The organism is Kineococcus rugosus (assembly GCF_050871975.1).
In the GTDB taxonomy this organism is placed as follows: domain Bacteria; phylum Actinomycetota; class Actinomycetes; order Actinomycetales; family Kineococcaceae; genus Kineococcus.
On record NZ_JBJLSJ010000005.1, the window covers coordinates 63414 to 87786 of the forward strand.

Sequence of the window (24373 nt, forward strand, 5' to 3'; positions counted from 1 at the left end):
TCGTCCCGTCGGGGCCGCCCTCACGGCGAGAGCCGGGTCCCCGGGCCCCAGGGTAGGAAGGCCGTCCCGGCCGGCGTCAGCGCCGGTCGTACGACAGACCCGCCCCCCGGGCGAACAGCGGGTCGGCCGAGTCGTCGGCCACGTCGGGCAGCTGCGCCTCGACGGCGGCCGCGGACGACGGCAGCTCGAACGGCAGCCGGCCCCCCGGGGCGCGCAGGCCGAGGACGGTGTCGAGCAGCACCTCGTCGGACACGCCGTAGTTGGCGAGCACGGCGTCGGCGACGGCGGCCACGCCCGTCAGGACGAGCGGGCGGTCGAGCTTCGGCACCGCGACGGTCGGGGTCCCGGCCGCGGCCGCGGCCCGCAGCGCGCGGACGTCCTCCTGCGCCTCGGTCGGTTCCAGGCCGGTGAGGTCGTCCCCCGAGCGCGGGTCGGCGACGCGGACGACGGCGAGGTCGGCCTGCGCCGGGTCGTCGGTGACGCGCAGGCCGCGGGCCGTCGCGACGGCGGGGTCGACGCCGACGAGGTGGACGGTGCGGACGGAGGCGCGGGAGACGGGCAGCAGGTCGTCGGTGTTCTGCAGCAGGGTCAGCGACCGTTCCTGCGCCTCGTCGCCGATCCGCTGGAAGCGGGCGTTCCCGGCGATCCGGCCGGCGGCCGCGGGGTCGACGAAGGGGTTCTCGAACAGCCCGAGCTGGAACTTCTGGACGAGCACGCGGTGGGCGGCCTGCGCGACGCGCTCGGGGCTGAGCAGCCCCTGCTCGACGGCCGCCACGACCTGCGTGGAGTCGGAGTCCCCGCCGATCTGGTCCACGCCGGCGTTCAGGGCCTTCGCGAAGCGCTCGGTGCGGGTGGCGCCCTCCAGGCCCCAGGGCATCCCGACGCCCCAGGAGCCGATGAAGCTGGCCGGCGGGCGGTTGTCGAGGCACTCCTGCGGGCAGTCGCCGGTGATGCCCCAGTCCGACAGGACGACGCCGTCGAAACCCTTCTCCCCGCGCAGGACGTCCTGCAGCAGGTAGGTGCTGAACCCGGCGCCGACCTGCTCGACCTGCCGCCCGTCGCGCACGAGGTCCTGCAGGATCGAGTAGGTCGGCATGATGCCGGCGGTCCCGGCGGCGAAGGCGCCGTCGTAGGGGACGAGGTGCTCCTCGAAGTCCCCGCCGGGGAACGCGGCGTAGCGGCCGTAGTGGTAGTGCGAGTCGTAGCCGTTCACCTGGGCGCCGTACCCGGCCCAGTGCTTGGTGACGGTGGCGACGCTGTCGCGGCCCAGGCCGCCGGCGCCGCCCTGGGTGCCGTCGACGTAGGCCCGCACCTGCTCGCGGGCCGTCCCGGCGTCCGAGCCGAAGGTGCCGTTGATGCGCGTCCAGCGCGGTTCGGTGGCCAGGTCCGCCTGCGGCCCGAGCAGTTCGGCGATGCCCACGGCGCGGAACTCCTGGCGCACGACGTCGGCCACCCGGCGCGTGAGGTCGGGGTCGCCGGCGGCGGCCAGGCCGGTCGGGTCGGGCACGGCGGTGGTGCCGGCGCGCGCGACGGTCTGGCCCTCGGTGACGGAGAAGCCGTTGCGGGGGTCGCTGGAGACGAGGACGGGGATGCCGAGCGGCTGCTGCTCGGCGATGAGCTGCACCAGGTTGTTCGCCTCGGCGATCTGCTCGGGTTCGGCCGACAGCCGGGTGATGAACGTGGTGACGTGCCGGTCGGCCACGTCGCGGGCGGTCGCGGCGACGTCGTAGGTGGTGCCGGAGGAGGTGAGGTTGCCGTGGACGAGCAGCCCGGCGCGCTGGGCCGGGTCCATGCGCCCGAGGAGGTCGTCGGCGCGCTGGTCGGGGGTCAGCCGCCAGTCCTCGTAGGGGGTGAGCTGCCCGTCCCGGTCGAGGTCGCGGAAGCGCAGGCCACCGACCTGCAGGACCTCGGCGCCGCGGGTGGACAGGAGCGGCTGCCCGCTCGCGGCGGCGGGGGCGGCCGGTGCCGCGCTGGAGGTCGTCGTGCCGGCGACCGTGACGGCGACGAGCCCGGCGAGCGCGGCGACCGCGCGCGAGACGCGGCGGCGGGGGGTCGTGAGGTGTCCGTCCATGATTCTCCTTCGAACCGGGGGTACCGCCCGGCGACGCCGCCGGGCACCGGCACCGTACACGGAATTCTCAGGCTGTTCAGAAATTGGGCCGTGGGAGGGTGGTCGCGTGCCGACCCCCGACACCAGCCGCCCGCGCGGGGCGCGCGGCGAGTACGCCAAGTCGGCGCAGCGGCGGCGCGAGATCCTCGACGCCGCCCTGACCGTGTTCGCCGCCTCCGGGTACCGCAACGCCTCGCTGCGCGAGATCGCCGACCGCATCGGCATCTCCCAGCAGGGCCTGACGTACCACTTCCCCACCAAGGACGCGCTGCTCGCCGCGGTGCTGCGCGCCCGCGGCGAGCGCGACCGCGCGCTGTTCGAGCCGGACGCGGCGGCGCAGCCGGAGTCGCACCTGCGGGCGGTGCTGGAACTGCTGGAGCGCAACCAGGCGACCCCCGGTCTCGTCGAGCTGCACTGCACGCTGTCGGCCGAGGCCACCTCGGCCGACCACCCCGCGCACGCGTACTTCCAGGAGCGCTACGCGAACCTCGCCGGGCGCACCCGGCGGGTCTTCGAGGAGCTGCGCGCCCAGGGCCGGCTGCGCGAGGGGGCCGACCCCGCCCGCTGCGCCCGGGCCCTGCTCGCGCTCATGGACGGCCTGCAGGTGCAGTGGCTGCTGTTGGGCAAGCAGCTCGACATGGCCGCCGACGTCCGCGCCCACCTGGCGTCGGTGACGACCCTCGACCTGTCCTGACCCCGCCGCCCGGGGACCGGGCCGCCGACCGGCCTAGGAGATCCGGCGGGCCCGGTGGGCGGCGTAGGCCCAGCCGATCCCGACCGCCGCCGTCGAGGCCAGCGCCTGCCCCAGCAGCAGCCAGTCGAAGGCACCGCGCGACAGCGTCGCCAGCAGCACCGGGACGCTCACCAGGACCGCGAGGTCGGGCCCCGTCGTCGTGGCGGCCGCCGCACCCGGCGGCAGCGCCCCCATCGCCGTGGCGATGACCGGCTTGGCCAGGTCCGGGTCCGGCCGCACGGCCCCCCGCAGGGCGGCGGCGGCGAACCCCGGCCCGGCCAGCGCCCCCAGCGCCGCCCACGACCACCACGACGCGCCGATCGACTCCCCGTGCAGCAGGCCCGAGGTCGTCACCGCCAGCGGGTAGGCCAGCGCGCCCCACGCCGTCGACAGCACCGCCACCGGGATCCACCGCACGATGACGACGGTCGAGGCCGCGATCGGCAGCGTCCGGGCCGCGGCCGGGACCAGCGCCAGCCCGCGCGCCGGCTCCGACAGCGTCGTGGCCGCCGCGTACCCGGCCAGCCACAGCAGCAGGGCCACCACCGCGCGGTGCGCCGAGGTGCCGGCGGCCAGCACGAACGGCACGAGCACCAGCACCCCCGCCGTCACCAGCCGCCGCGGCTGCCGGCGCAGCAGCAGGACGTCGGCCGCCACGACCGCCGCGACCGGCCCCCGGACGCGGCCGAACCGCCGGCGGCGCCGGACCCGGCCCTCGGAGTCCGCCGACAGGGCCCGCCCCATCTCGCGCACGTCGAACTGCAGCACCGACGACGTCAGCCGCTCCAGCCGCGACGCCCCGCGGCGCAGCGACGGCGAGCTCACCTCCGCGGCCCGCGCCAGCGCCCACCGCCCCGCGACGACCAGGACGACGAGCGCCCCCGCGCTCACCACCGCGGCCGGCAGCAGCACCGAGCGCGGGTGGACGGCGTCCAGCGGGATCCCCACGGCGGCGCCGGCGGCCAGCAGCACCACCACCAGCACCCCGGCGGCGTCCAGCAGCCGTCCGGCGCGCAGCAGCGCCGGCACCCCCGAGCGCACGGCCGGGCGCACCACGAGCAGGTACCCCGCCCCGGCGAGCCCGGCCCCCACGGCGAAGCCGCCGAGCAGCCCGGCGGCCACCAGCCCGGCGGTCAGGGTCCCGGCGACCCCGAAGGCCACCGACGTCGCCCACGCCGTGAACGCCCCGCCGGCCAGCGCGGTCCCCAGCGCGCGGTTGCGCACCACCGGCCGCAGCAGGCCGCCGCGGTCGACCGGCAGCGGCGTCCACCAGGTCGTGGGGGCGGTGCCCAGGGAGACGGGCCCCAGCCGGCACCAGACGGCCAGGCCGAAGGCGGTGGCGGCGGCCGAGATCCCCACCGCGGTCAGCACGGCGGACGTCTGCACCGTCCAGCCCGGCCCGCCGCCGGTGGCCGACAGCCCCGCGCGCAACGCGTTCCGCAGGGACCCGCTGCCGCCGAGCAGCAGCAGGAAGGCGATGGCGACCTGCAGGACCGTCGTGTAGGTGTCCACGACGGTGGCGCGCAGGCCGCGCGCGGCCCGCGAGGGCGCGGCCTCGTCGCGCAGCTCGCGGCGGGTGGGGTACGGCTGGTCGGCGAGGGGGCCGACGAGGTCGGTCACCGGACGGGGTCGCTGACGATGCGGGCCGCTTCCTCGGCGTCCACGACGGGGCAGGCCTCGTCGTCGATCACGACGGCGCGGGTCGCGAGCCGGCGCAGCAGGACGACGTCGTGGGTCGCCAGGACCAGGGCCGTCCCCGCGTCGCGCTCGGCGACGAGCCGCTCGGCCAGCGCCTCCCGGCCGGTGGGGTCCAGGCGCTGCTCGGGCTCGTCCAGCAGCAGCACCGAGCGGGGGCGCACGAGCGCCGCGGCCAGCAGCAGCCGGCGCTTCTGCCCGCTGGACAGCGAGGTGGGCAGCTGGTCGACGGCGTCGGTGAGCCGCTGCGCCGCCAGCTCGGCGTCGACCACGTCGACGACGTCGCGCACGCCGTGGCCGCGGGCCACCAGCTCCAGGTGCTCGGCGACGGACAGCTCCGCGAACCAGGCGTCCTCGTCGAAGACGCAGGCGACCTCGCGGCGGAAGCGCACGGAACGCTCGTCGACGGGTTCGCCGTGCAGCTCGACGGTGCCGCCCAGGGGTTCGAGCAGCCCGGCGACCGCGCGCAGCACCGTCGACTTGCCGGCGCCGTTGGCGCCGACGAGGCACAGCGCCTCGCCGCGGGCGACGTCGACGGTGACGGGCGCGCAGACGGGGTCGCCGTACCCCACGTGCAGGTCGCGCAGGGCCAGGACGACCTCCCGCCGCCCCGGGGACCGGTCCTTCGACGTGCTGGTGCTCATGTCCGTCCCAGGAACGCTTCGGTGTCGCCGCTGACGCGGGCCGCCACGGCGGCGGCCAGCCCGGCGGACCCCGCCAGGTCGGGGTCGGTCCCGACGATCGAGCGGGCGTAGCCGCGCGCCCGCTCGATGACCTCGCTGTGCTGCAGGACGCCCAGCAGCTGCAGGGAGGTGCGCTGACCGGACTGCGCGGCACCCAGGACGTCGCCCTCGCGGCGTTCCTCCAGGTCCAGGCGGGCCAGCTCGAACCCGTCGCGGGTGCGGGCCAGCGCGGCGAGCCGGCGCCCGGCGCGCGAGCCCTCGGTCGTGCCGGACAGCAGCAGGCAGGTGCCGGGCAGCCCGCCGCGGCCGATGCGCCCGCGCAGCTGGTGCAGCTGGGAGATGCCGAACCGGTCGGCGTCGACGACGACCATGACGCTGGCGTTGGGCACGTCGACGCCGACCTCGACGACGGTGGTGGCCACGACGACGTCGAGCTCGCCGCCGGCGAAGCGGGCCATGACGTCGTCCTTGTCGGCCGGGGCGAGCCGGCCGTGCAGGACGTCGATCCGCAGCCCCGAGGTGGCGGGGTGGTGCCGCACGACCTCGACGACCTGGGACACCGCGGCCGCCGGGCGCGGCCCGGGCCCGCGCCCCGGCCCGCGCCCCGGTCCGCCGCGCGGCGCGGCCGGGGCCGGGCCCTCCTCGAGCAGCGCCTCCTGCGCGCCGTCGGCCACGGCGTCGTCGTCGGCGTCGATGCGCGCGCACACGACGTACGTCTGCCGGCCCAGGGCCGCCTCCTCGGCGACCTTCTGCCACGTCCGGTCGACCCACGCGGGCCGGTCCTGCGGGACGACGACGGTCTGCACCTCGGCGCGCCCGGGCGGCAGCTCGGACAGGACCGACGTCTCCAGGTCCCCGAACAGCGTCATCGCCACCGTCCGGGGGATCGGCGTGGCGGTCATGACCAGCAGGTGCGGGATGCCGTTGCCCTTGCGCCGCAGCACGTCCCGCTGCTCGACGCCGAAGCGGTGCTGCTCGTCGACGACGACGAGGCCGAGGTCGGCGAACTGGACGCCCTCCTGCAGCAGGGCGTGGGTGCCGATGACGATGCCCGCCTCACCGCTCGCGGCGGCCAGCAGCGCCTCGCGCCGCGCGGCGGCCCCCATCGACCCGGTCAGGAGCACGACCCGCGTGCCGCGCGGGTCCCCGCCCAGCAGGCCGCCGGCGGCGAGGTCGCCGAGCATCGCGGTGATGGAGCGCAGGTGCTGGGCGGCGAGGACCTCGGTGGGGGCCAGCAGCGCGGCCTGCCCCCCGCCGTCGGCGACGGTGAGCATGGCGCGCAGCGCGACGAGCGTCTTGCCGGAGCCGACGTCGCCCTGCAGGAGGCGCTGCATGGGGTGCGGCCGGGCCAGGTCGGCGGCGATCTCGTCGCCGACCTCGCGCTGGGAGCCGGTGAGGGGGAACGGGAGCCGCTCGTCGAACGCGGCGGCCAGGCCGTCGGCCGAGGCCACGCGCGGCAGGGCCCGCTGCGCGGCGGTCGAGGCGCGCCGCATCGCCAGCGCGGTCTGCAGGACGAACGCCTCCTCGAAGCGCAGCCGGTCCTGGCCCGCGGCCAGCTGCGCGCGGTCCACGGGCGCGTGGACCGCGCGCAGGGCCTCCAGCGGGCTGAGCAGGTCCTCGGCGGCGACGACGTCGGGCGGCAGGAACTCCTCGAACCCGTCGGCGGCGCCCAGGCGGTCCAGCAGCGTGGCGACGCAGTCGCGGATCAGCCAGTTCGGGCAGTCCCGGGTCGCGGGGTACAGCGGGATGGGCCGGTCGGCGCGGGTGGCGGTCCGCACGCCGTCCCGCAGGGCCCCGCCGGGGTCGGTGCCGGTGCCCTCGCCGGTGTCCTCGTCGGTGTCCTCGAGCAGCTCGTAGTCGGGCTGGCCCAGCTGCCACGTGCCGTTGAACTGCCCGGCCTTGCCCGAGGCCAGCACCAGCCGCCCGGGCTGGAGGTCCTGCTGGACGTGCCCGAACTGGTGGACGCTCTTCATGAAGAACGTCATGGTGACCTTGTCGCGGCCGTCGGACAGCGTCACGACCAGCCGCGCGCCGGGCCGGCTCTTGAGGACGGCGGGCTTCCCGGCGTCGACGACCTCGGCGAGGATCGTGACGTTCTCCCCGACCTCCAGGTCGCGCAGGGGGGTCAGCGCGCCGCGGTCGGCGTACTTGCGCGGCAGGTGCCACAGCAGGTCCCGGCCGGTCTCCAGGCCCAGCTGCGACAGCCAGCGGGCCGGGTCCCCCTTCTTCCCGCGACCCCGCCCGGGCAGCAGGCTGGACAGCGGGGCGTCCAGGTCAACCACGCGGGCAGGTTACCGGCGGTCCCCGGCCGCGGGGGCCCGGGCCGTCGGCGCGCCGCGCGCGGCGGGGCCTCGCCGGACGCGTCGGTTTCACCCGACGGCTGGACCTCGGCTATGGTGTTCGACGGTGTTCGGGATGGCCGGGCACCTGCGCGCCCCGTCCGGGGCGGCGCACCTGTTCGTTCGACTTCAGGAGTTCCCCGTGGCTGCCACCTGTGACGTCTGCGCCAAGGGCCCTGGCTTCGGCAAGAGCGTCTCGCACTCGCACCGGCGGACCAACCGCATGTGGCTCCCGAACATCCAGCGGGTCAAGGCCACCGTGAACGGTTCCCCCAAGCGCGTCAACGTGTGCACCTCCTGCCTGAAGGCGGGCAAGGTCACGCGCTGACCCCCACCCAGACCGCTGGACGGGCCCGGATCCTCTGGATCCGGGCCCGTTCTGCGTCCTCGCCGCTCAGCGGCGGAAGTGGTCCCAGCCGAGCGAACCGGTCCACGGCCGCCCGTCGACGAGGACGGGGTGCTCACCGGCGGCGGCGACCCGCCCCACCGGGACGAACGGCTCCGGCGGCGCCGACCCGGCCGGGAAGCACCCCAGCAGGGCGTGGTCCTCGCCCCCGGTCAGGACCGGGGCGAGGTCGCCCAGGTCGGCGGCCCACTCCCCCAGCGCCGAGGCCGTCGACAGCTCGACGGTGACCCCGCTGGCCGCGGCGATCCGGCCCGCGTCGCGCAGCAGCCCGTCGCTGACGTCCATGAGGGCGCTCGCGCCGGCGAGCGCGGCGGCCGGGCCGGCCGCGACGGGCGGCTCGGGGCGCCGGTGCGCGGCCAGCAGGTCCGGGCGGGCGTCGGGCGCCCCGGTGCGCAGCAGCTCCCAGCCGGCCGCGGAGCGCCCCAGGACGCCGGCGACGGCCACGACGTCACCGGCCCGCGCGCCCGAGCGCAGGACCGGTGCCCGGCCCCCGAGGTCGCCCAGGGCGGTCACGGCGACGACGACCTCGCCCGCCGCGGACAGGTCCCCACCGACGACCACGGCCCCGAACCGGGCGCAGGCCTGCGCGACCCCGGCGGCGAAGTCCTCCACCCAGGCGACCTCGACGTCGCCGGGCAGCCCCAGGCCGATGAGCAGCCCCGTGCAGGTGGCGCCCATGGCGGCGACGTCGGCGACGTTCTGCGCGACGGCCTTCCACCCGACGTCCGCGGCGCTGGACCAGTCGCGGCGGAAGTCGCGGTGCTCGACCAGGACGTCCGTGGTCGCCACGACCCGCCCGTCGGGGGCGGCGACGAGCGCGGCGTCGTCCCCGGGGCCCAGCAGGGCCCGGGTGGGCATGAGCGGCACCACGCGGGCCAGCAGCTCGCCCTCGTCCAGGTCCTGGACCCGCAGGTCGTCCCGCGCACCGTCGTCCCGCAAGCCCTCGTCCCCTCGTCGCAGCGCTGGGCGGCACACTACGGGGCGATGTCCCATCCCGACCCCACCCCCGACCCCGCTCCCGAGACGGCCCCCGGCGCCGCGCGCCGGCCCGGGCCGCTGGTGCTCGCCGTCGTGGTGGCCGCCGTGACCGCCGTGGCGGTGTGGGCGTACGTGGCCGGCTCGCGCGGGGTGGACCCGGCCCCCGACGCCGGCGACCCCGCCTGCGCGCCGCTGCTGGCGGCCCTGCCGACGGCCCTGGGCGACCTGCCGCGCGAACCGCAGGGCGCGGCGGGGGTCGCGGTGTGGGGCGAGGACCAGGTCGTCCTGCGCTGCGGCGCGCAGGTCCTGGGGCCCACGGAGAAGGCGTGCATCCCGGTGGCGGACTCCGCGGGCCGCAGCGTCGACTGGGTGCAGGACGCCGCGAACGAGCGCGCCGTCCGGTTCCTCACCTACGGCCGCACCCCGGCCGTGGAGGTGACCGTGCGGTTCGGCGACGGCCTCACCAGCGACCAGGCGACCTCGCAGCTCGTCGACCTGGCCGCGGCCGTGGAGCCGATCCCGCAGAGCCGCACCTGCGTGTAGGCGCGGGTCAGCGCAGCCCGGTGGGCCGGCGCAGCGCGAGCTGCAGGAGGTGGTGGACCAGCTGCGGGTAGTCGACGCCCGTGGCGGCCCACATGCGCGGGTACATCGAGAACGGGGTGAAGCCCGGCATGGTGTTGATCTCGTTGACGACGATGCCCTCCGCCCCTCGGGAGGGGTCCACGAAGAGGTCCACCCGGGCCAGCCCCTCGGCGCCCATGGCCTCGAACACCCGGGCGGCGGTGCGGCGGACCTCCGCGGTCACGTCGTCGGGCAGGTCGGCCGGGCAGGACAGCCGCACGTTGCCGGAGTCGAGGTACTTGGCCTCGAAGTCGTAGAAGTCGTGGCCGCCGACGACCTCGACCTCCCCGGGCAGGCTGGTGAGGGGCTCGCCGCCGTCGAGGTCCTCCAGGACCCCGCACTCGATCTCGCGGCCGGTCAGGGCGGCCTCGACGACGACCTTCGGGTCGTGCGAGACCGCCTCGGCCACGGCCGCCTCGAGCCCGTCGCGGCCGGTGACCCGGCTGATGCCGATGCTGGACCCGGCGCGAGCGGGCTTGACGAAGACGGGGTAGCCCAGGGCCTCGACCTCGGCGACGACGGCGTCGCGGTCGGTCTCCCAGCGGCGGGCGCGGAAGGAGGTCCAGGGGCCCACGCGCAGGCCCTGGCCGGCCAGCAGGAGCTTCATGACCTGCTTGTCCATGCCCGCGGCCGAGGCCAGCACCCCCGAGCCGACGTAGCGGGTGTCGGACAGCTCCAGCAGCCCCTGCAGGGTCCCGTCCTCCCCGAACGGCCCGTGCAGCAGCGGGAGCACGACGTCGACGGCACCGCCGAGCACCTGCCCGGCCGGGCCCCGCAGGGCCTTGGAGTCCACGTCCTGCGACAGCGCGACCGGGACCCCGGCGGCGGGGACCTCGGGCAGCTTGCCGTCGGTCAGCTCGAAGCGGGCCGGGTCGTCGTCGACGAGGACCCACCGGCCGCTGGTGGTGATGCCGATCGGGACGACGTCGTAGACGTCGCGGTCGAGGGCGGCGAGGACGCCCGCGGCGGTCACGCAGCTGATGGCGTGCTCGGAGGACCTGCCGCCGAAGACGACGGCGACGCGGGGCTTGGGCTGGCTGCTCATCGGCGCCGACCCTACCCGCGGTGTGGTTGGGTTCCCCCCGTGCCAGATGACGTGTCCCCCGCCAGCCTGTCCCCCCGCACCGTCGCCGTCGTCGCCGGACGCCCGGCGCGGGCGCTGGACAGCGAGCTCAACACCCCCGTGTCCCTGTCCGCCACCTACGTCGGGGGCGGTTCGCTGGGGGCGGCCGACCTCGGGTACGGCCGGTTCGGCAACCCGACGTGGACCGCCCTGGAGACCGCGGTCGGGGAGCTGGAGGGCGGACGCGCGCTGGCCTTCGCCTCCGGCATGGCCGCCGTGGCCGCCGCGCTGCACCTGGTGCCGGCCGCCGGGACGGTGCTGGTCCCGCACGGCGCCTACAACGGCACGCACTCCCTGTCGGCGCTGCTGGTGGCCCAGGACCGGCTGCGGGTGCAGCCGGTGGACATCACCGACGTCGGGGCCGTGCGCGCGGCGCTGGCGGGCGTGGCGGGCCCGGTGGTGCTGTGGCTGGAGTCGCCGACGAACCCGCTGCTGGAGGTCGCCGACATCGCCGCGCTGGCCGCGGCCGGACACGAGCACGACGCGCTGGTGGTGGTGGACAACACGTTCGCGACGCCGCTGCTGCAGCGCCCGCTGGACCTGGGGGCCGACGTCGTCGTGCACTCGGTGACGAAGTTCCTCTCGGGCCACTCCGACGTCGTGCTGGGGGCGGTGGTGGCGCGCGCGGAACCGACGCTGGCGGCCCTGCAGGCGCACCGGACGCTGCACGGGGCCATCCCCGGCCCGCTGGAGACGTTCCTGGCGCTGCGGGGCCTGCGGACGCTGCCGCTGCGGCTGGAGCGCGCGCAGCAGAACGCCGCGGACCTGGCCCGCCGGCTGCTGGGGCACCCGGCGGTGACGCGGGTCCGGCACCCCTCGCTGCCGCAGGACCCCGGGCACGCGCTGGCGACGCGGCAGATGTCCGGGTACGGCGCGCTGGTCTCGATCGAGGTCGTCGGCGGCGCGGCGGGCGCGGACGCCGTCGTGGACGCGGTGCGGCTGTGGGTGCCGGCCACGAGCCTGGGCGGGGTGGAGTCGCTGGTGGAGCGCCGCCGCCGGCACGCGGGCGAGCCGCGCGTGGTGCCCGAGGACCTGCTGCGGCTGTCCGTGGGGGTCGAGGACGTCGAGGACCTGTGGCGGGACCTGTCGGCGGCGCTGGACCGGGCGCTCGACACGCGGGGCTGAGCGGAGGGCCCCGGCCGGGCGTGTGCCACAGTGGACGACACGCCCGGCCCGGCCTCTTGACGGGCTTTATCTCATCTGTGAGATAGCGTGCCCCTCATGGCAGTCTCCACCGAGCAGCTGACGCCGACCGGCGACCACCTCTCGCAGATCGGCGCCCTCATCCGTGACGCCCGCAAGCACCGGGGCCTGACCCAGGTCCAGCTCGCCGAGCGCCTGGGCACGTCCCAGAGCGCGGTGCACCGCATGGAGCAGGGGCAGCAGAACGTCTCCATCGACATGCTGCAGCGCGTCGGGCACGCCCTGCAGGACGACATCGTCTCCATCGGCCGCCCCGGCCCCACGCACCTGCGCGTGCACGGCGGCGTCAAGCTGTCCGGCAGCATCGCGGTGAAGTCCAGCAAGAACGCCGGCGTGGCCCTGCTGTGCGCGGCGCTGCTGAACAAGGGCCGCACGACGCTGCGCGGGGTGGCGCGGATCCTGGAGATCCACCGCATCCTCGACGTCCTGGCCAGCATCGGCGTGCGGTACGAGTGGATCAACGAGGCCGACCTCGTCCTGGACGTCCCGAACGACCTCGACCTGGACGCCATGGACGGCGAGACCGCCCGCCGCACCCGCAGCATCATCATGATGCTGGGCCCGCTGCTGCACCGGTACGAGGAGTTCGCCCTCCCCTACGCCGGCGGCTGCGACCTCGGCACCCGCACCGTCGAACCGCACATGGTCGCGCTGCGCCCCTTCGGGTTGCAGGTGACCGCGACGACGGGCTTCTACCACGCGACCGTGGACCGCTCCGTCGCCCCGCAGCGCCCCATCGTCCTGACCGAGCGCGGCGACACCGTCACCGAGAACGCCCTCATGGCGGCCGCGCGCATCGACGGCGTGACGACGATCCGCAACGCCAGCCCGAACTACATGGTCCAGGACCTGTGCTTCTTCCTGGAACTGCTCGGGGTCCGCATCGACGGCATCGGCACCACGACCCTCGTCGTGCACGGCGTGCCCGACATCTCCGTCGACGTCGACTACGCGCCCTCGGAGGACCCGGTCGAGGCGATGAGCCTGCTGACCGCGGCGATCATCACCCACTCCGAGCTGACGGTGACCCGCGCGCCGATCGAGTTCCTGGAGATCGAGCTCGCGATCCTCGCCGAGATGGGCCTGAAGTACGACCTGAGCCCGGAGTACACCGCGGCCAACGGCCGCACCCGGCTGGTCGACATCACGGTGCACCCCTCGGAGCTGAAGGCGCCGATCGACAAGATCCACCCGATGCCGTTCCCGGGCCTGAACATCGACAACCTGCCGTTCTTCGCGGTCATCGCCGCGACCGCGGAGGGGTCGACGACCGTGCACGACTGGGTCTACGACAACCGGGCGATCTACCTGACCGAGCTGAACCGGCTCGGGGCGCGCGTCAAGCTCCTCGACCCGCACCGCGTGCTGGTGGAGGGGCCGACGCGCTGGTCCGGCGCGGAGGTCCTCTGCCCGCCGGCGCTGCGCCCGGCCGTGGTCGTGCTGCTGGCCATGCTGGCGGCCAAGGGCACCTCGGTGCTGCGCAACGTCGACATCATCGCCCGCGGGTACGAGCAGCTCGCCGAGCGGCTCACCCCGCTGGGTGCGCAGATCGAGACGTTCCGGGACTGACACCCCCCGCGCGACGAGGCCCCGGCCCCCTCACGGGGGTCCGGGGCCTCGTCGCGTGCGGTGCGGGTCAGGCCTTCTTGGCCACGCGGCGGGTCGCCGGGGCGGCCTTGGCCGGGGCCGCCTTCTTCGCGGCGGTGGTGGCCGTGCGCGCGGCCGGGGCCGCCTTCTTCGCGGCGGTGGTGGCCGTGCGCGCGGCCGGGGCCGCCTTGCGCGCGGTGGTGGCGGTGGTCGCCGCGCGGGTGGCCGGAGCCGCCTTCTTCGCGGCCGGGGCCGCCGCGGCCGGGGCCGCCGACCCGGCGGCCTTCTCCTTGAGGCCGGCCTGGTAGGCGCGCAGCTGCTTGCTGTCGGAGACGACGTCCTTGAACTGGGTCCCCGGGCGGAAGCGCGGCACGGACGTCTTCTTGATCTTCACGGCCTCGCCGGTGCGCGGGTTGCGGCCGGTGCGGGCGTTGCGGGCCTGCTTCTCGAAGGTGCCGAAGCCGCTGATGGCGACCTTGTCGCCCTTGGCGACGGTGAGGGTGATGAGCTCGACGATGGCCTCGACGGCGGTGACGGCCTGCTTGCGACCGCCCAGACGCGCCTCGAGCGCGTCGACCAGTTCTGCCTTGTTCACGGGGGGCTCCTCCTGGGGGGACCGGGCGTTGTCCGAACCGAACATCTCCTCGCGCAACGGATCGCGCAGGGCCGAGCAGGAGCCCGACGGGGAAACGGTACGACCGCGGATCACCTGAGTCCACCACCGGCGTGGCGGCGAGTCGTTGCGGCACAGCGCACCTGGCGCCGCGGCGCCGTCGAGGCCCTGTGCCGCAGGGCCTTCGGCGCGGCGGTCCGCCGGTGACCGGACCGCCGCGCCGGGCCGCCGAGACCTGTTGCCCCGCAACGGTTCCGGACGCGGGACGGCCCCGGTCCCGCTGCGTCGCAGCGGGTGTCCGGGGCCGTCGGGGCCGGTCTCAGGCGGTGGCCGGCCGCGGTGTCGTGGTCGGCTTGAAGGAGGGGCGGCGGGCCTCGAAGTCGGCGATCGCGTCGGCGTGGCGCAGGGTGAGGCTGATGTCGTCCAGCCCCTCCATCAGGCGCCAGCGCACGTAGTCGTCCACCTCGAAGCGGGCGGTGAAGTCGTCGACCCGGACGACGCGCTCGACGAGGTCGACGGTCACCTCGGTGCCCGGGTGCGCCTCCAGCGCCTTCCAGATGAGGTCGATGTCGCTCTGCTCGACGACGGCCGCGAGCAGCCCCTGCTTGCCGGCGTTGCCGCGGAAGATGTCGGCGAACCGCGGCGCGAGGACGGCCCGGAAGCCGTAGTCGCGCAGCGCCCAGACGGCGTGCTCCCGGCTGGAGCCGGTGCCGAAGTCCTTGCCGGCCACGAGGACCGACCCGGGCCGGTAGGGCTCCTGGTTCAGCACGAAGCGGGGGTCGGTGCGCCAGCCGGCGAACAGGGCGTCCTCGAAACCGGTCTTGGTGACCCGCTTGAGGTAGACGGCGGGGATGATCTGGTCGGTGTCGACGTCGGTGCGGCGCAGCGGCACCCCGACCCCGCGGTGGACGGTGAACTTCTCCACGGTCGTGCTCCTCTCGGCTACGGGGTCAGGCGTTCACGGGGTCGAGGTCGGCCGGGGAGCTGAGCGTGCCCCGCACCGCGGTCGCGGCGGCCACCAGCGGGGAGACCAGGTGCGTGCGGCCGCCCTTGCCCTGCCGGCCCTCGAAGTTGCGGTTGGAGGTGGAGGCGCAGCGCTCGCCGGGGGCGAGCTGGTCGGGGTTCATGCCCAGGCACATGGAGCACCCGGCGAACCGCCAGTCGGCGCCGAACTCCTTGAACACCGCGTCGAGCCCCTCGGCCTCGGCCTGCAGCCGCACCTTCGCCGACCCGGGCACGACCATCATGCGGACCGAGTCGGCCTTCTTGCGGCCGCGGACGACGTCGGCGGCCGCGCGCAGGTCCTCGATGCGGCTGTTGGTGCACGAGCCGAGGAACACGGTGTCGACGGCGATGTCGCGCATCGGCGTCCCGCCCTCCAGGCCCATGTACTCCAGGGCGCGCTCGACGCCGACCCGGACCCCGTCGTCGCCGATCTCCTCGGGCACCGGCACCGAGCCCGACAGCGGGACGCCCTGTCCGGGGTTGGTGCCCCAGGTGACGAACGGCTCGAGGTCGGCGGCGTCCAGGACGACCTCGGCGTCGAACTCGGCGTCCTCGTCGGTCCGCAGGGTCCGCCAGTAGGCGACGGCCGCGTCCCAGTCCTCGCCCTGCGGGGCGTGCGGGCGGCCCTGGAGGTACGCGAAGGTGACGTCGTCGGGGGCGACCATGCCGGCCCGGGCACCGGCCTCGATCGACATGTTGCAGATCGTCATCCGGCCCTCCATCGACAGGCTGCGGATGGCTTCGCCGCGGTACTCCAGGACGTAGCCCTGGCCGCCGCCGGTGCCGATCTCGGCGATGACGGCCAGGATGATGTCCTTGGCCGTGGTGCCGGGCCGCAGCTGCCCGTTCACGGTGACCGCCATGGTCCTGAAAGGCTTGAGCGGCAGGGTCTGGGTCGCCATGACGTGCTCGACCTCGCTGGTGCCGATGCCCATGCCGAGGGACCCGAAGGCGCCGTGCGTGGAGGTGTGGGAGTCCCCGCAGACGACGGTCATGCCGGGCTGGGTCAGGCCCAGCTGGGGGCCGACGACGTGCACGATGCCCTGCTCGGCGTCGCCGAGGGGGTGCAGCCGCACGCCGAACTCGGCGCAGTTCTCCCGCAGCGTCTGCAGCTGCTTGGCCGAGGTCTGGTCCTCCAGCAGCGACAGCGGGCGCTGGATGTCGGCCGTGGGGGTGTTGTGGTCCTCGGTGGCGATGGTCAGGTCGAGGCGCCGCAGGCCCCGGCCGGCGAGGCGGAGGCCGTCGAAGGCCTGCGGGCTGGTCACCTCGTGGACGAGGTGGAGGTCGATGTACAGCAGGTCCGGTTCCCCGGCCTCGCCCTTGCGGACGACGTGGTCGTCCCAGACCTTCTGCGCCAGCGTGCGCCCCATGACCGGCTCCCCTCTTGCGTCTCACTGGTTGAGACGCCAGTATCGCTTCGTGGACAAGAGTAGCGGAGTCGGCGTCCTGGACAAGGCCGTGCTGGTGCTGGACGCCCTCGAGGCCGGGCCCGCGAGCCTCGCCCAGCTCGTCACGGCGACCGGGCTGGCCCGTCCCACCGCCCACCGCCTCGCCGTCGCCCTGGAGCACCACCGCCTCGTCAGCCGCGACGTGCAGGGCCGCTTCGTCCTCGGCGCCCGCCACGGCGAGCTGGCCGCCGCGGCCGGGGAGGACCGGCTGGTGGCCGTCGCCGGCCCGCTGCTGACGGCGCTGCGCGACAGCACCGGCGAGAGCGCCCAGCTGTACCGCCGGCACGGTGAGCACCGCATCTGCATCGCCGCGGCCGAGCGGCTGCACGGCCTGCGCGACACCGTCCCGGTGGGCACGTCGATGACCATGCACGCCGGGTCCGCCGCGCAGGTGCTGCTCGCCTGGGACGACCCCGAGCGGCTGTCCGTGGAGCTGCTCGGCGCCCGGTTCGACGCCGGCGCCCTGTCGGGGGTGCGGCGGCGCGGCTGGGCCCACTCCAGCGGCGAGCGCGAGGCGGGCGTGGCCTCGGTCAGCGCGCCCGTGCGCGGGCCCTCGGGGCGGGTCCTGGCGGCGGTGTCGGTCTCCGGGCCGGCCGAGCGCTTCGGCCGCCACCCCGGCCGCCGGCACGCCGACGCCGTCCTGGCCACCGCGGCGGCCTTCACGACGGCCCTGGCGCTGCAGAACTGACCGGGGAGGGGGCGGAAAAGGGAGAAGGCCCCCGGTCGGTGACCGGGGGCCTTCTGACGTAGCCCCGACGGGATTCGAACCCGCGCTACCGCCGTGAGAGGGCGGCGTGCTAGGCCGCTACACAACGGGGCCCTAGCTTGCAGTACAAGCGCTGGGGTACCAGGACTCGAACCTAGACTAACTGAACCAGAATCAGTCGTGCTGCCAATTACACCATACCCCATGGTGTTCCGCCCGGCCGGCGGACCGCCCGAACGAGATGAACTCTAACGGGTCGCCACCCTGCTTCCCAAATCGGCTCCCCGGCGGCCCACCTGAGGCCGCCGGGGACGTCACCGGGACGCTGCGGGGGTCTCAGAGCCGGGCGCGCAGTGCCCGCAACCGGGTCAGCGAGGACTCCCGGCCCAGGATCTCCATCGACTCGAACAGCGGCGGGGACACCCGGCGCCCCGTGACCGCCGTGCGCAGCGGCGCGAAGGCGAACTTCGGCTTGACCCCCAGGCCCTCCACGACGGCCGCCCGCAGCGCCGCCTCCAGCGCCGGGGTCGTCCACTCCGCGAGCCCCTCCAGGGCGGCCAGCGCCGCGTCCAGCACGTCGGCGGCCTCCGGGCGCAGCGCCCCCAGCGCGTCCTCCTCCACCACGACGTCGGCGTCGGCGACGAACAGGAAGCCGAGCATCCCCGGCGCCTGGCCGAGCAGCGTCATGCGCTCCTGCACCAGCGGCGCCGCCGCCGCGAGCCGCTCCAGCTGCGCCGCGGACGGCTCGGCGGGCAGCACGCCCGGCGCCTGCAGGTAGGGCACCAGGCGCGCGCGGAAGTCCTCCGGCGCCAGCAGGCGCAGGTGGGCCGCGTTGATCGCCTCGGCCTTGGTCACGTCGAACCGCGCCGGGGAGGCGTTGACGTCGGCCACGTCGAAGGCCGCGACGAGCTCGTCCACGCTGAACAGGTCGCGGTCCTCGGCGATCCCCCAGCCCAGCAGCGCGAGGTAGTTCAGCAGCCCCTCGCGGATGAACCCGCGGTCGCGGTGGTGGAAGAGGTTCGACTCCGGGTCGCGCTTCGAGAGCTTCTTGTTGCCCTCCCCCGTGACGTACGGCAGGTGCCCGAAGCGCGGGACCGACGACGAGACGCCGATGTCCACCAGCGCCTCGTGCAGCGCGATCTGGCGCGGCGTGGAGGACAGCAGGTCCTCCCCGCGCAGCACGTGCGTGATGCCCATGAGGGCGTCGTCGACGGGGTTGACCAGCGTGTACAGCGGGTCGCCGTTCGCCCGCACCAGCACCGGGTCGGGGAACGAGCCCGCCTTGAACTCGATGCGCCCGCGCACGAGGTCGTCGAAGGAGTAGTCGCGCCCCTCCGGCAGCCGCAGCCGCAGGGTGGGCTCGCGGCCCTCGGCCCGGAACGCGGCGACCTGCTCGGGCGTCAGGTCGCGGTCGAAGCCGTCGTAGCCCAGGACCTTCGGCCGGCCCGCGGCCTCGTGCCGGGCCTCGATCTCCTCGGCCGTGGAGAACGACTCGTACAGGTGCCCGGCGTCCCGCAGGCGCTGCACGACGTCGTCGTACACCGGCCGGCGCTGGGACTGCCGGTACGGGCCGTGCGGGCCGCCGACGTCGATGCCCTCGTCCCAGTCCAGGCCCAGCCAGGCCAGGGCGTCGAGGATCTGCGCGTAGCTCTCCTCGGAGTCCCGGGCGGCGTCGGTGTCCTCGATGCGGAACACCAGCTTCCCGCCGGTGTGGCGGGCGTAGGCCCAGTTGAACAGGGCCGTGCGGATGAGCCCGACGTGCGGGGTGCCGGTGGGCGAGGGGCAGAAGCGGACGCGGACGGGCGCGGGGGTGTCAGTCATGGCCCGCCCAGCCTATTCGGGTGAGCCCACCGGTGTCGGCTGCGCCCGACGGGGTGGTTGCGGTGCGTCACCGGTGCGCCGTTCGTGTGGCGGCACCGCTCACTGCGCGTCACGCGTGTCAGCGTCATCGGGACAGATCCCCGCACTCGCCGCCCTGGAGCACCCCGTGATGACCGCGCGCCCCACCACGACGTTCGTCGCCGTCGCCCTCCTGCTGCCGCTGGCCGGCCTCACCGCCTGCGGCTCGGTCCAGGCCGCCGCCGGCCTGGCCCCCGCGACCGCCGAGGCCGCCACGCCCACCGCGAGCGCCGCCCCCACGGCCACCGCGGTCGCCGTCGAGCCCGTGCACAACGACCTGGCGCTGGGCTCGGCCCACCACGAGCTGCCGGCCGGCGGCACGACCCTGGCGGTGGACTACTGGTCCACGCTGGACATGGGTGCCTGGACGGCCGAGGCCGCCAAACCGGTCCAGCTGGCCGCCACCATCACCGGCCCCCACCTGGGCACCGGCAAGAAGCAGCAGAAGGCGTACGTCAGCACCATGACGGTGACCAGCTCGCTGATCGCCGCCGACGGCACGCAGAGCACCGGCCCGACCGTCCAGGACACCTCGCGGCAGACGCCGGGCTACCTGGCGATGGCGCCCTACGCCTACTCGACCTCGTTCGTCCTGCCCGCGGTGCCGGCCGGCACCCGCAGCGTCGAGCTGCTCATCAGCTACGACGTGCTCGAGCAGAGCGCCCCGGGCGCCGCCGACTACTCCAAGGCGACCGCGACGGACACCCTCACGGTCGCGATCGCCCAGCCCAGCGGTTCCTGACCCCGGCCGGGCTCACCCGGGGGCGGTGAACGTCGTCGTCAGGACGCCGATGCCCTCGACCTCGACCTCGACGCGCTGCCCGGCGCGGACCGGGCCGACGCCCGCGGGGGTGCCGGTCATGATCACGTCGCCCGGCAGCAGGGTCATGGCCTGCGAGACGTGCGCGACGATCGTCGCGACGTCGTGGACCATGAGCGAGGTGCGGCCGTCCTGGACGACCTCGAGGTCCTCGCCGGTGCCGCGGCGGGTCTCGATGCGCAGGTCCGAGGGGTCCAGGTCGGTCTCGATCCAGGGCCCCAGCGGGGTGAAGCCGTCGGCGCCCTTGGCCCGCCACCACTGCTTGTCGCTCTCCTGCAGCGAGCGGGCGGTGATGTCGTTGGCGATCGTGTACCCGTGCACCACCTCGGCGACCCGGTCCTTCGGGACGTCCTTGCAGATGCGCTTGATGACGACGGCGAGCTCGCCCTCGTAGTGCAGCTCCTCCCCCGCCCACGCGGGGATGACCAGCGGGTCGCCGGGACCGGCGACCGAGGTGTTCGGCACCGTGAACACCAGGGGTTCGGTGGGGACCTCGTTGCCCAGCTCGGCCGCGTGCGCGGCGTAGTTGCGGCCGATGCCCAGGACCTTCGACCGGGGGATGACCGGCGCCAGCAGGCGGGCGTCGACCAGCGGCACCCGCTCGCCCGTCGGGTTCAGGGGGGTGAACAGCGGGTCCCCGGAGACGACGAGGATCTCCTCCTCGCCCGGGGCGCCCTCCACGACGCCGAACCGCGGGTCGGAGCCACCGGACGAGAACCTGGCGATGCGCATGCGCCCACCCTAGTGACGCGCCCGGCGGGCCCCGACGGGCGGCTCAGACGAGGCGGTGCAGCCAGCCGCGGGTGTCCTGCGCCCGCCCGTACTGCAGGTCCAGCAGGGCGCCGCGGATCGACATGGTGACCTCGCCGGCGACGCCGCCGCCGTGGGTCAGCTCGCCGTCGTCCCAGACCAGCCGGCCCACCGGAGTGACCGCGGCGGCCGTGCCGCAGGCGAACACCTCGGTGATGCGCCCGGAGGCGACCCCCTCGCGCCACTCGTCGATCGTGACGCGGCGCTCGGTGACCTCGTGGCCGAGGTCCCCGGCCAGCGCGACGATCGAGTCGCGGGTGATGCCCTCCAGGATCGTGCCGGTCAGCTCCGGGGTCACGATGGAGCCGTCGTCGTGGACGAAGTAGAGGTTCATCCCGCCGAGCTCCTCCACGAACCGGCGCTCGGTGGCGTCGAGGAAGCAGACCTGGTCGCAGCCGTGGGCGCTGGCCTCGTCCTGCGCGGCCAGGCTGGCGGCGTAGTTCCCGCCGCACTTGGCCGCGCCGGTGCCGCCGACCGCGGCCCGCGTGTAGTTCTGCGACAGCCAGATCGAGACGGGTTTCACGCCCCCGGGGAAGTACGCGCCCGCCGGGGAGGCGATGACGAGGAACTTCACCTCGTGCGCGGGGCGGACGCCGAGGAACGCCTCGGTGGCGACCATGAACGGGCGCAGGTAGAGGGAGGACTCCCCGCCGGTCGGGACCCACGCCTCGTCGGCGCGCACGAGCTGGGTGATGGCCTCCAGGAAGGTGGCCTCGTCGACCTCCGGCAGCGCCAGCCGCCGGGCCGAGCGCGCCAGCCGGGCCGCGTTGGCCTCGGGGCGGAACGTCCAGACGCTGCCGTCGGCGTGCCGGTAGGCCTTGAGCCCCTCGAACACCTCCTGCCCGTAGTGCAGGACGGCCGCGGCCGGGTCCAGCTGGAGCGGGCCGTAGGGGACGACGGCGGCGTCGTGCCAGCCGGCGTCGCGGGTCCAGGTCGCCACCGCCATGTGGTCGGTGAAGTGCCGGCCGAACCCCGGGGCGGCGAGGATCTCGGCCCGGCGCTGGTCGGACACCGGCACGGCCGACGGGGTCACGGGGAACGTCAACCCAGCGGTCGGCGCGGCGGTCATGGGGTTCTCCTCGGTGGTGGTGGACGGCCTGGTCGACGGTACCCGGTGCCCGGGGACCGGGGTGGTGCCCCGGGGTGCCCCGGGGGGCCCCGGGGGGCCCCGGGGTCAGGACACCGCGGCGGCGAGCGCGTCGCCGACGGCGGCGGTCGGGCGGGGCCCGACCTCCCCGGTGGCGCGGCGGGCGAGGTCGGCGGTCACGGCGGCGTCGACGCGCGCGGCGGCGTCGGTCTCGCCGAGGTGCTCCAGCATCAGGGACACCGACAGCACGGCGGCGGTCGGGTCGGCCAGCTGCCGGCCGGCGATGTCGGGGGCCGAGCCGTGGACGGGCTCGAACATGCTCGGCGCGGTGCGGTCGGGGTTGACGTTGCCCGAGGCGGCCAGGCCGATGCCGCCGGTGACGGCCGCGGCGAGGTCGGTGAGGATGTCGCCGAAGAGGTTGTCGGTGACGATCACGTCGAACCGGGCCGGGTCGGTCACCAGGAAGATGGTCGCCGCGTCGACGTGCAGGTAGTCGACGGTCACGTCGGGGAACTCCGCGCCGACGGCCTCGACGGTCCGGCGCCACAGGTGGCCGGCGTGCACGAGCACGTTGTGCTTGTGCACGAGGGTCAGCGTCCGGCGCGGGCGCGCCGCGGCCCGGGCGAAGGCGTCGCGCACGACGCGCTCGACGCCGAAGGCGGTGTTGACGCTGACCTCGGTGGCGATCTCGTGCGGGGTGCCGACCCGCAGCGCGCCGCCGTTGCCGACGTAGGGCCCCTCGGTGCCCTCGCGCACGACGACGAAGTCGATCGTCCCGGGGTCGCCGAGGGGGGTCGGGACGCCGGGGTACAGCTTGGAGGGGCGCAGGTTGACGTAGTGGTCGAGGGCGAACCGCAGCTTCAGCAGCAGCCCGCGCTCGAGGACGCCGCTGGGGACGCTGGGGTCGCCGACGGCGCCGAGCAGGATCGCGTCGTGGCCGCGGACCTCCTCCAGGACGCTGTCGGGCAGCGTCTCCCCGGTGCGGTGGTACAGCCGCGCGCCGAGGTCGTACTCGGTGGTGCTCACGCTGCGGCCCGATCCGTCGAGCACGGCGGTGAGGACCTTGAGCGCCTCGGCCGTCACCTCCTGGCCGATGCCGTCGCCGGGGATGACTGCCAGTCGCAAGGTGTCCGCCATGCGCGCGAGGGTAGCCGAGGCCGGTCCCCGTCCGTCCAGCATGTGGTCACCGCGTCTCGCCAAGTGGACAGCTCCACCCGTGGGGGGACGGGCGGGGTCGGCCCGAGGGGCGACGACCGCCCCCGTCGGCGGTGCCTACCCTGAGGCGGTGCCGAGCGAACCGGGGCAGAACGTCTTCGACCGCGTCGTGGGCTGGACGCGCGCCAACAGCCTGCTGCTCGACGGCCTCGGCGCGGTGCTGCTGGCCGGGCTGGCGGGGTTGTTCAGCGCGGGCGACAGCACCGGCGGCGGCCTGTTCGCCGGGCTGCTGGCCGTGGCGATGTGCCTGCCGCTGGCGGTGCGGCGCCGCTTCCCCGAGGTCTCCGGCGGGCTGGTGGCGGCCGCCGGCCTGCTCCAGGTGCTGGCGCCGTCGCCGTCGTTCGGGAACGTCGCGGTGCTCATCGCGGTGTACTCCCTGGCCGCCTACGCCCGCCGCTGGGCCGCCCTGGGCGGGCTGGGCCTGGGGCTGTTCGGCGCGCCGGTGTGCGCGCTGCGCTTCTTCACCACCGCCGGGCTGGCCTCGGTCGTGGTCGGGGCGGCGTTCATCGCGCTCACGGTCGTCGTCTCCTGGGCGCTGGGCAGCCTGCGCCGGGCGCAGCGGCAGAACGAGCTGGCGCTGGTGGAGCGGGCGCGGCTGCTGGAGAACGAGCGGGAGAACGAGTCGCGGATGGCGGCCACCGCCGAGCGGCAGCGCATCGCGCGGGAGATGCACGACGTCGTGGCCCACTCGCTGTCGGTGATCATCGCCCAGGCCGACGGCGGCCGCTACGCCGCGGCCGCGGACCCGCAGGCGGCGGTGCGCGTGCTGGAGACGATTTCCGGCACCGGCCGGCAAGCGCTGACGGACATGCGCAACCTGCTGGGCGTGCTGCGGTCCGGGCCCGGCGACGAGCGCGCCCCGCAGCCGGACGCGACGATGATCGGCGACCTGGTCGAGCAGGTCCGCTCCAGCGGCCTGGAGGTCACCGCCGAGGTCAGCGGCGCGGCCCGGGACCTGCCCCCGGCGATGGGCCTGGCGGCGTACCGGATCGTCCAGGAGTCCCTGACGAACGTCCTCAAGCACGCCGGCCCGGCCGCGCGCACGCAGGTGCGGGTCCGGTGGGACCACGACGCCCTGCGGCTGCGGGTGGACGACGACGGCCGGGGGGCCGCCTCGATGGTGCGGCCGAGCCCGGGCGGGCAGGGCCTGGTGGGGATGGCCGAGCGGGCCAAGCTGCACGGCGGGACGGTGACCAGCGGCCCCCGGGCGGGTGGGGGTTTCTCGGTCAGCGCCACCCTTCCCTACAGTTCCTGAGGTGACGACCCCCCCTACGACGGACCGGTCGGACGGC

At 75.4% G+C, this 24373-nt stretch carries 21 protein-coding genes and 2 tRNA genes; 8 read left to right on the forward strand and 15 right to left on the reverse strand.

Features of this window, described 5'->3' with window-relative positions; all coding sequences use genetic code 11:
- Nucleotides 1-76: 76 nt before the first annotated feature.
- Nucleotides 77-2071, reverse strand: a complete 1995-nt coding sequence (locus ACRYM6_RS03940) for a glycoside hydrolase family 3 protein (protein ID WP_432541322.1) — start codon at nucleotides 2069-2071, stop codon at nucleotides 77-79.
- Nucleotides 2072-2177: 106 nt separating this feature from the next.
- Here ACRYM6_RS03940 and ACRYM6_RS03945 point away from each other — a divergent pair, with 106 nt between their 5' ends.
- Entirely contained in the window at nucleotides 2178-2804 is a 627-nt protein-coding gene (locus tag ACRYM6_RS03945) for a TetR/AcrR family transcriptional regulator (RefSeq protein WP_432541324.1), read from the forward strand.
- 33 nt (nucleotides 2805-2837) lie between these two features.
- Here the strand turns inward: ACRYM6_RS03945 and ACRYM6_RS03950 are convergent, their stop codons facing one another.
- The 3 genes from ACRYM6_RS03950 to ACRYM6_RS03960 are packed head-to-tail and all read right to left on the reverse strand — an operon-like array spanning nucleotide 2838 to nucleotide 7503.
- Nucleotides 2838-4463, reverse strand: coding sequence for a DUF6297 family protein (locus ACRYM6_RS03950; protein ID WP_432541325.1), 1626 nt, complete (start codon nucleotides 4461-4463; stop codon nucleotides 2838-2840).
- Complete coding sequence (locus ACRYM6_RS03955) at nucleotides 4460-5182, reverse strand: ABC transporter ATP-binding protein (protein ID WP_432541327.1); 723 nt, start codon at nucleotides 5180-5182, stop codon at nucleotides 4460-4462. Before ACRYM6_RS03955 ends, ACRYM6_RS03950 begins: the two co-directional genes overlap by 4 nt.
- Nucleotides 5179-7503: an ATP-dependent DNA helicase RecG gene (locus tag ACRYM6_RS03960; protein WP_432541329.1), complete on the reverse strand. Its 2325-nt coding sequence runs from the start codon at nucleotides 7501-7503 to the stop codon at nucleotides 5179-5181. The genes ACRYM6_RS03955 and ACRYM6_RS03960 overlap by 4 nt, the downstream gene beginning before the upstream one ends.
- 199 nt (nucleotides 7504-7702) lie before the next feature.
- Between ACRYM6_RS03960 and rpmB the strand changes: the two genes are divergently transcribed.
- Nucleotides 7703-7888: a 50S ribosomal protein L28 gene (rpmB, locus tag ACRYM6_RS03965; RefSeq protein ID WP_432541330.1), complete on the forward strand. Its 186-nt coding sequence runs from the start codon at nucleotides 7703-7705 to the stop codon at nucleotides 7886-7888.
- Between the two features lie 66 nt (nucleotides 7889-7954).
- Here the strand turns inward: rpmB and ACRYM6_RS03970 are convergent, their stop codons facing one another.
- The gene (locus ACRYM6_RS03970; protein WP_432541331.1) at nucleotides 7955-8905 is read right to left on the reverse strand and encodes a thiamine-phosphate kinase; all 951 of its coding nucleotides are present in this window, start codon (nucleotides 8903-8905) and stop codon (nucleotides 7955-7957) included.
- A gap of 45 nt (nucleotides 8906-8950) precedes the next feature.
- On the opposite strand from ACRYM6_RS03970, the gene ACRYM6_RS03975 reads away from it, so the two are divergent.
- Nucleotides 8951-9487 carry a DUF3515 family protein gene (locus ACRYM6_RS03975; RefSeq protein WP_432541333.1) on the forward strand — a complete coding sequence of 179 codons (537 nt, stop codon included), beginning with the start codon at nucleotides 8951-8953 and terminating at the stop codon, nucleotides 9485-9487.
- Nucleotides 9488-9494: 7 nt separating this feature from the next.
- On the opposite strand, the gene ACRYM6_RS03980 is transcribed toward ACRYM6_RS03975, so the two are convergent.
- Nucleotides 9495-10610 carry a D-alanine--D-alanine ligase family protein gene (locus ACRYM6_RS03980; protein ID WP_432541334.1) on the reverse strand — a complete coding sequence of 372 codons (1116 nt, stop codon included), beginning with the start codon at nucleotides 10608-10610 and terminating at the stop codon, nucleotides 9495-9497.
- A 39-nt stretch (nucleotides 10611-10649) separates the two neighbouring features.
- Between ACRYM6_RS03980 and ACRYM6_RS03985 the strand changes: the two genes are divergently transcribed.
- Entirely contained in the window at nucleotides 10650-11813 is a 1164-nt protein-coding gene (locus ACRYM6_RS03985; RefSeq protein ID WP_432541336.1) for a trans-sulfuration enzyme family protein, read from the forward strand.
- Between the two features lie 96 nt (nucleotides 11814-11909).
- Nucleotides 11910-13460, forward strand: coding sequence for a helix-turn-helix domain-containing protein (locus tag ACRYM6_RS03990; RefSeq protein ID WP_432541337.1), 1551 nt, complete (start codon nucleotides 11910-11912; stop codon nucleotides 13458-13460).
- A 67-nt stretch (nucleotides 13461-13527) separates the two neighbouring features.
- Here ACRYM6_RS03990 and ACRYM6_RS03995 read toward each other — a convergent pair whose 3' ends face one another.
- The 3 genes from ACRYM6_RS03995 to leuC all read right to left on the reverse strand — a co-directional run bounded on the left by ACRYM6_RS03995 (nucleotide 13528) and on the right by leuC (nucleotide 16466).
- Complete coding sequence (locus ACRYM6_RS03995; protein ID WP_432541339.1) at nucleotides 13528-14073, reverse strand: HU family DNA-binding protein; 546 nt, start codon at nucleotides 14071-14073, stop codon at nucleotides 13528-13530.
- Nucleotides 14074-14410: 337 nt separating this feature from the next.
- A complete protein-coding gene (gene leuD / locus ACRYM6_RS04000) occupies nucleotides 14411-15016 on the reverse strand; it encodes a 3-isopropylmalate dehydratase small subunit (protein ID WP_432541341.1) in 606 nt (201 codons plus the stop codon).
- 25 nt (nucleotides 15017-15041) lie between these two features.
- Nucleotides 15042-16466: a 3-isopropylmalate dehydratase large subunit gene (leuC, locus tag ACRYM6_RS04005; protein ID WP_432541342.1), complete on the reverse strand. Its 1425-nt coding sequence runs from the start codon at nucleotides 16464-16466 to the stop codon at nucleotides 15042-15044.
- A 49-nt stretch (nucleotides 16467-16515) separates the two neighbouring features.
- On the opposite strand from leuC, the gene ACRYM6_RS04010 reads away from it, so the two are divergent.
- On the forward strand, nucleotides 16516-17232 hold the full coding sequence (locus tag ACRYM6_RS04010) for an IclR family transcriptional regulator (RefSeq protein WP_432511756.1): 717 nt from the start codon (nucleotides 16516-16518) through the stop codon (nucleotides 17230-17232).
- 59 nt (nucleotides 17233-17291) lie between these two features.
- Here ACRYM6_RS04010 and ACRYM6_RS04015 read toward each other — a convergent pair.
- The 3 genes from ACRYM6_RS04015 to gltX all read right to left on the reverse strand — a co-directional run bounded on the left by ACRYM6_RS04015 (nucleotide 17292) and on the right by gltX (nucleotide 19071).
- Nucleotides 17292-17364 (reverse strand) — tRNA-Glu (locus ACRYM6_RS04015).
- A 19-nt stretch (nucleotides 17365-17383) separates the two neighbouring features.
- Nucleotides 17384-17455: transfer RNA gene (locus ACRYM6_RS04020), tRNA-Gln, on the reverse strand.
- Nucleotides 17456-17586: 131 nt separating this feature from the next.
- Nucleotides 17587-19071 carry a glutamate--tRNA ligase gene (gene gltX, locus ACRYM6_RS04025; protein WP_432541344.1) on the reverse strand — a complete coding sequence of 495 codons (1485 nt, stop codon included), beginning with the start codon at nucleotides 19069-19071 and terminating at the stop codon, nucleotides 17587-17589.
- Nucleotides 19072-19240: 169 nt separating this feature from the next.
- Here gltX and ACRYM6_RS04030 point away from each other — a divergent pair, with 169 nt between their 5' ends.
- Nucleotides 19241-19891, forward strand: coding sequence for a hypothetical protein (locus ACRYM6_RS04030; protein ID WP_432541345.1), 651 nt, complete (start codon nucleotides 19241-19243; stop codon nucleotides 19889-19891).
- A gap of 12 nt (nucleotides 19892-19903) precedes the next feature.
- Here the strand turns inward: ACRYM6_RS04030 and ACRYM6_RS04035 are convergent, their stop codons facing one another.
- The 3 genes from ACRYM6_RS04035 to ACRYM6_RS04045 all read right to left on the reverse strand — a co-directional run bounded on the left by ACRYM6_RS04035 (nucleotide 19904) and on the right by ACRYM6_RS04045 (nucleotide 23003).
- Entirely contained in the window at nucleotides 19904-20701 is a 798-nt protein-coding gene (locus ACRYM6_RS04035; RefSeq protein ID WP_432541346.1) for a fumarylacetoacetate hydrolase family protein, read from the reverse strand.
- Nucleotides 20702-20744: 43 nt separating this feature from the next.
- Nucleotides 20745-21848, reverse strand: coding sequence for a branched-chain amino acid aminotransferase (locus tag ACRYM6_RS04040; protein WP_432541348.1), 1104 nt, complete (start codon nucleotides 21846-21848; stop codon nucleotides 20745-20747).
- Nucleotides 21849-21953: 105 nt separating this feature from the next.
- Entirely contained in the window at nucleotides 21954-23003 is a 1050-nt protein-coding gene (locus ACRYM6_RS04045; protein ID WP_432541349.1) for a 3-isopropylmalate dehydrogenase, read from the reverse strand.
- Nucleotides 23004-23151: 148 nt separating this feature from the next.
- Between ACRYM6_RS04045 and ACRYM6_RS04050 the strand changes: the two genes are divergently transcribed.
- Nucleotides 23152-24336: a sensor histidine kinase gene (locus ACRYM6_RS04050; protein WP_432541350.1), complete on the forward strand. Its 1185-nt coding sequence runs from the start codon at nucleotides 23152-23154 to the stop codon at nucleotides 24334-24336.
- Nucleotides 24337-24373 lie beyond the last annotated feature (37 nt).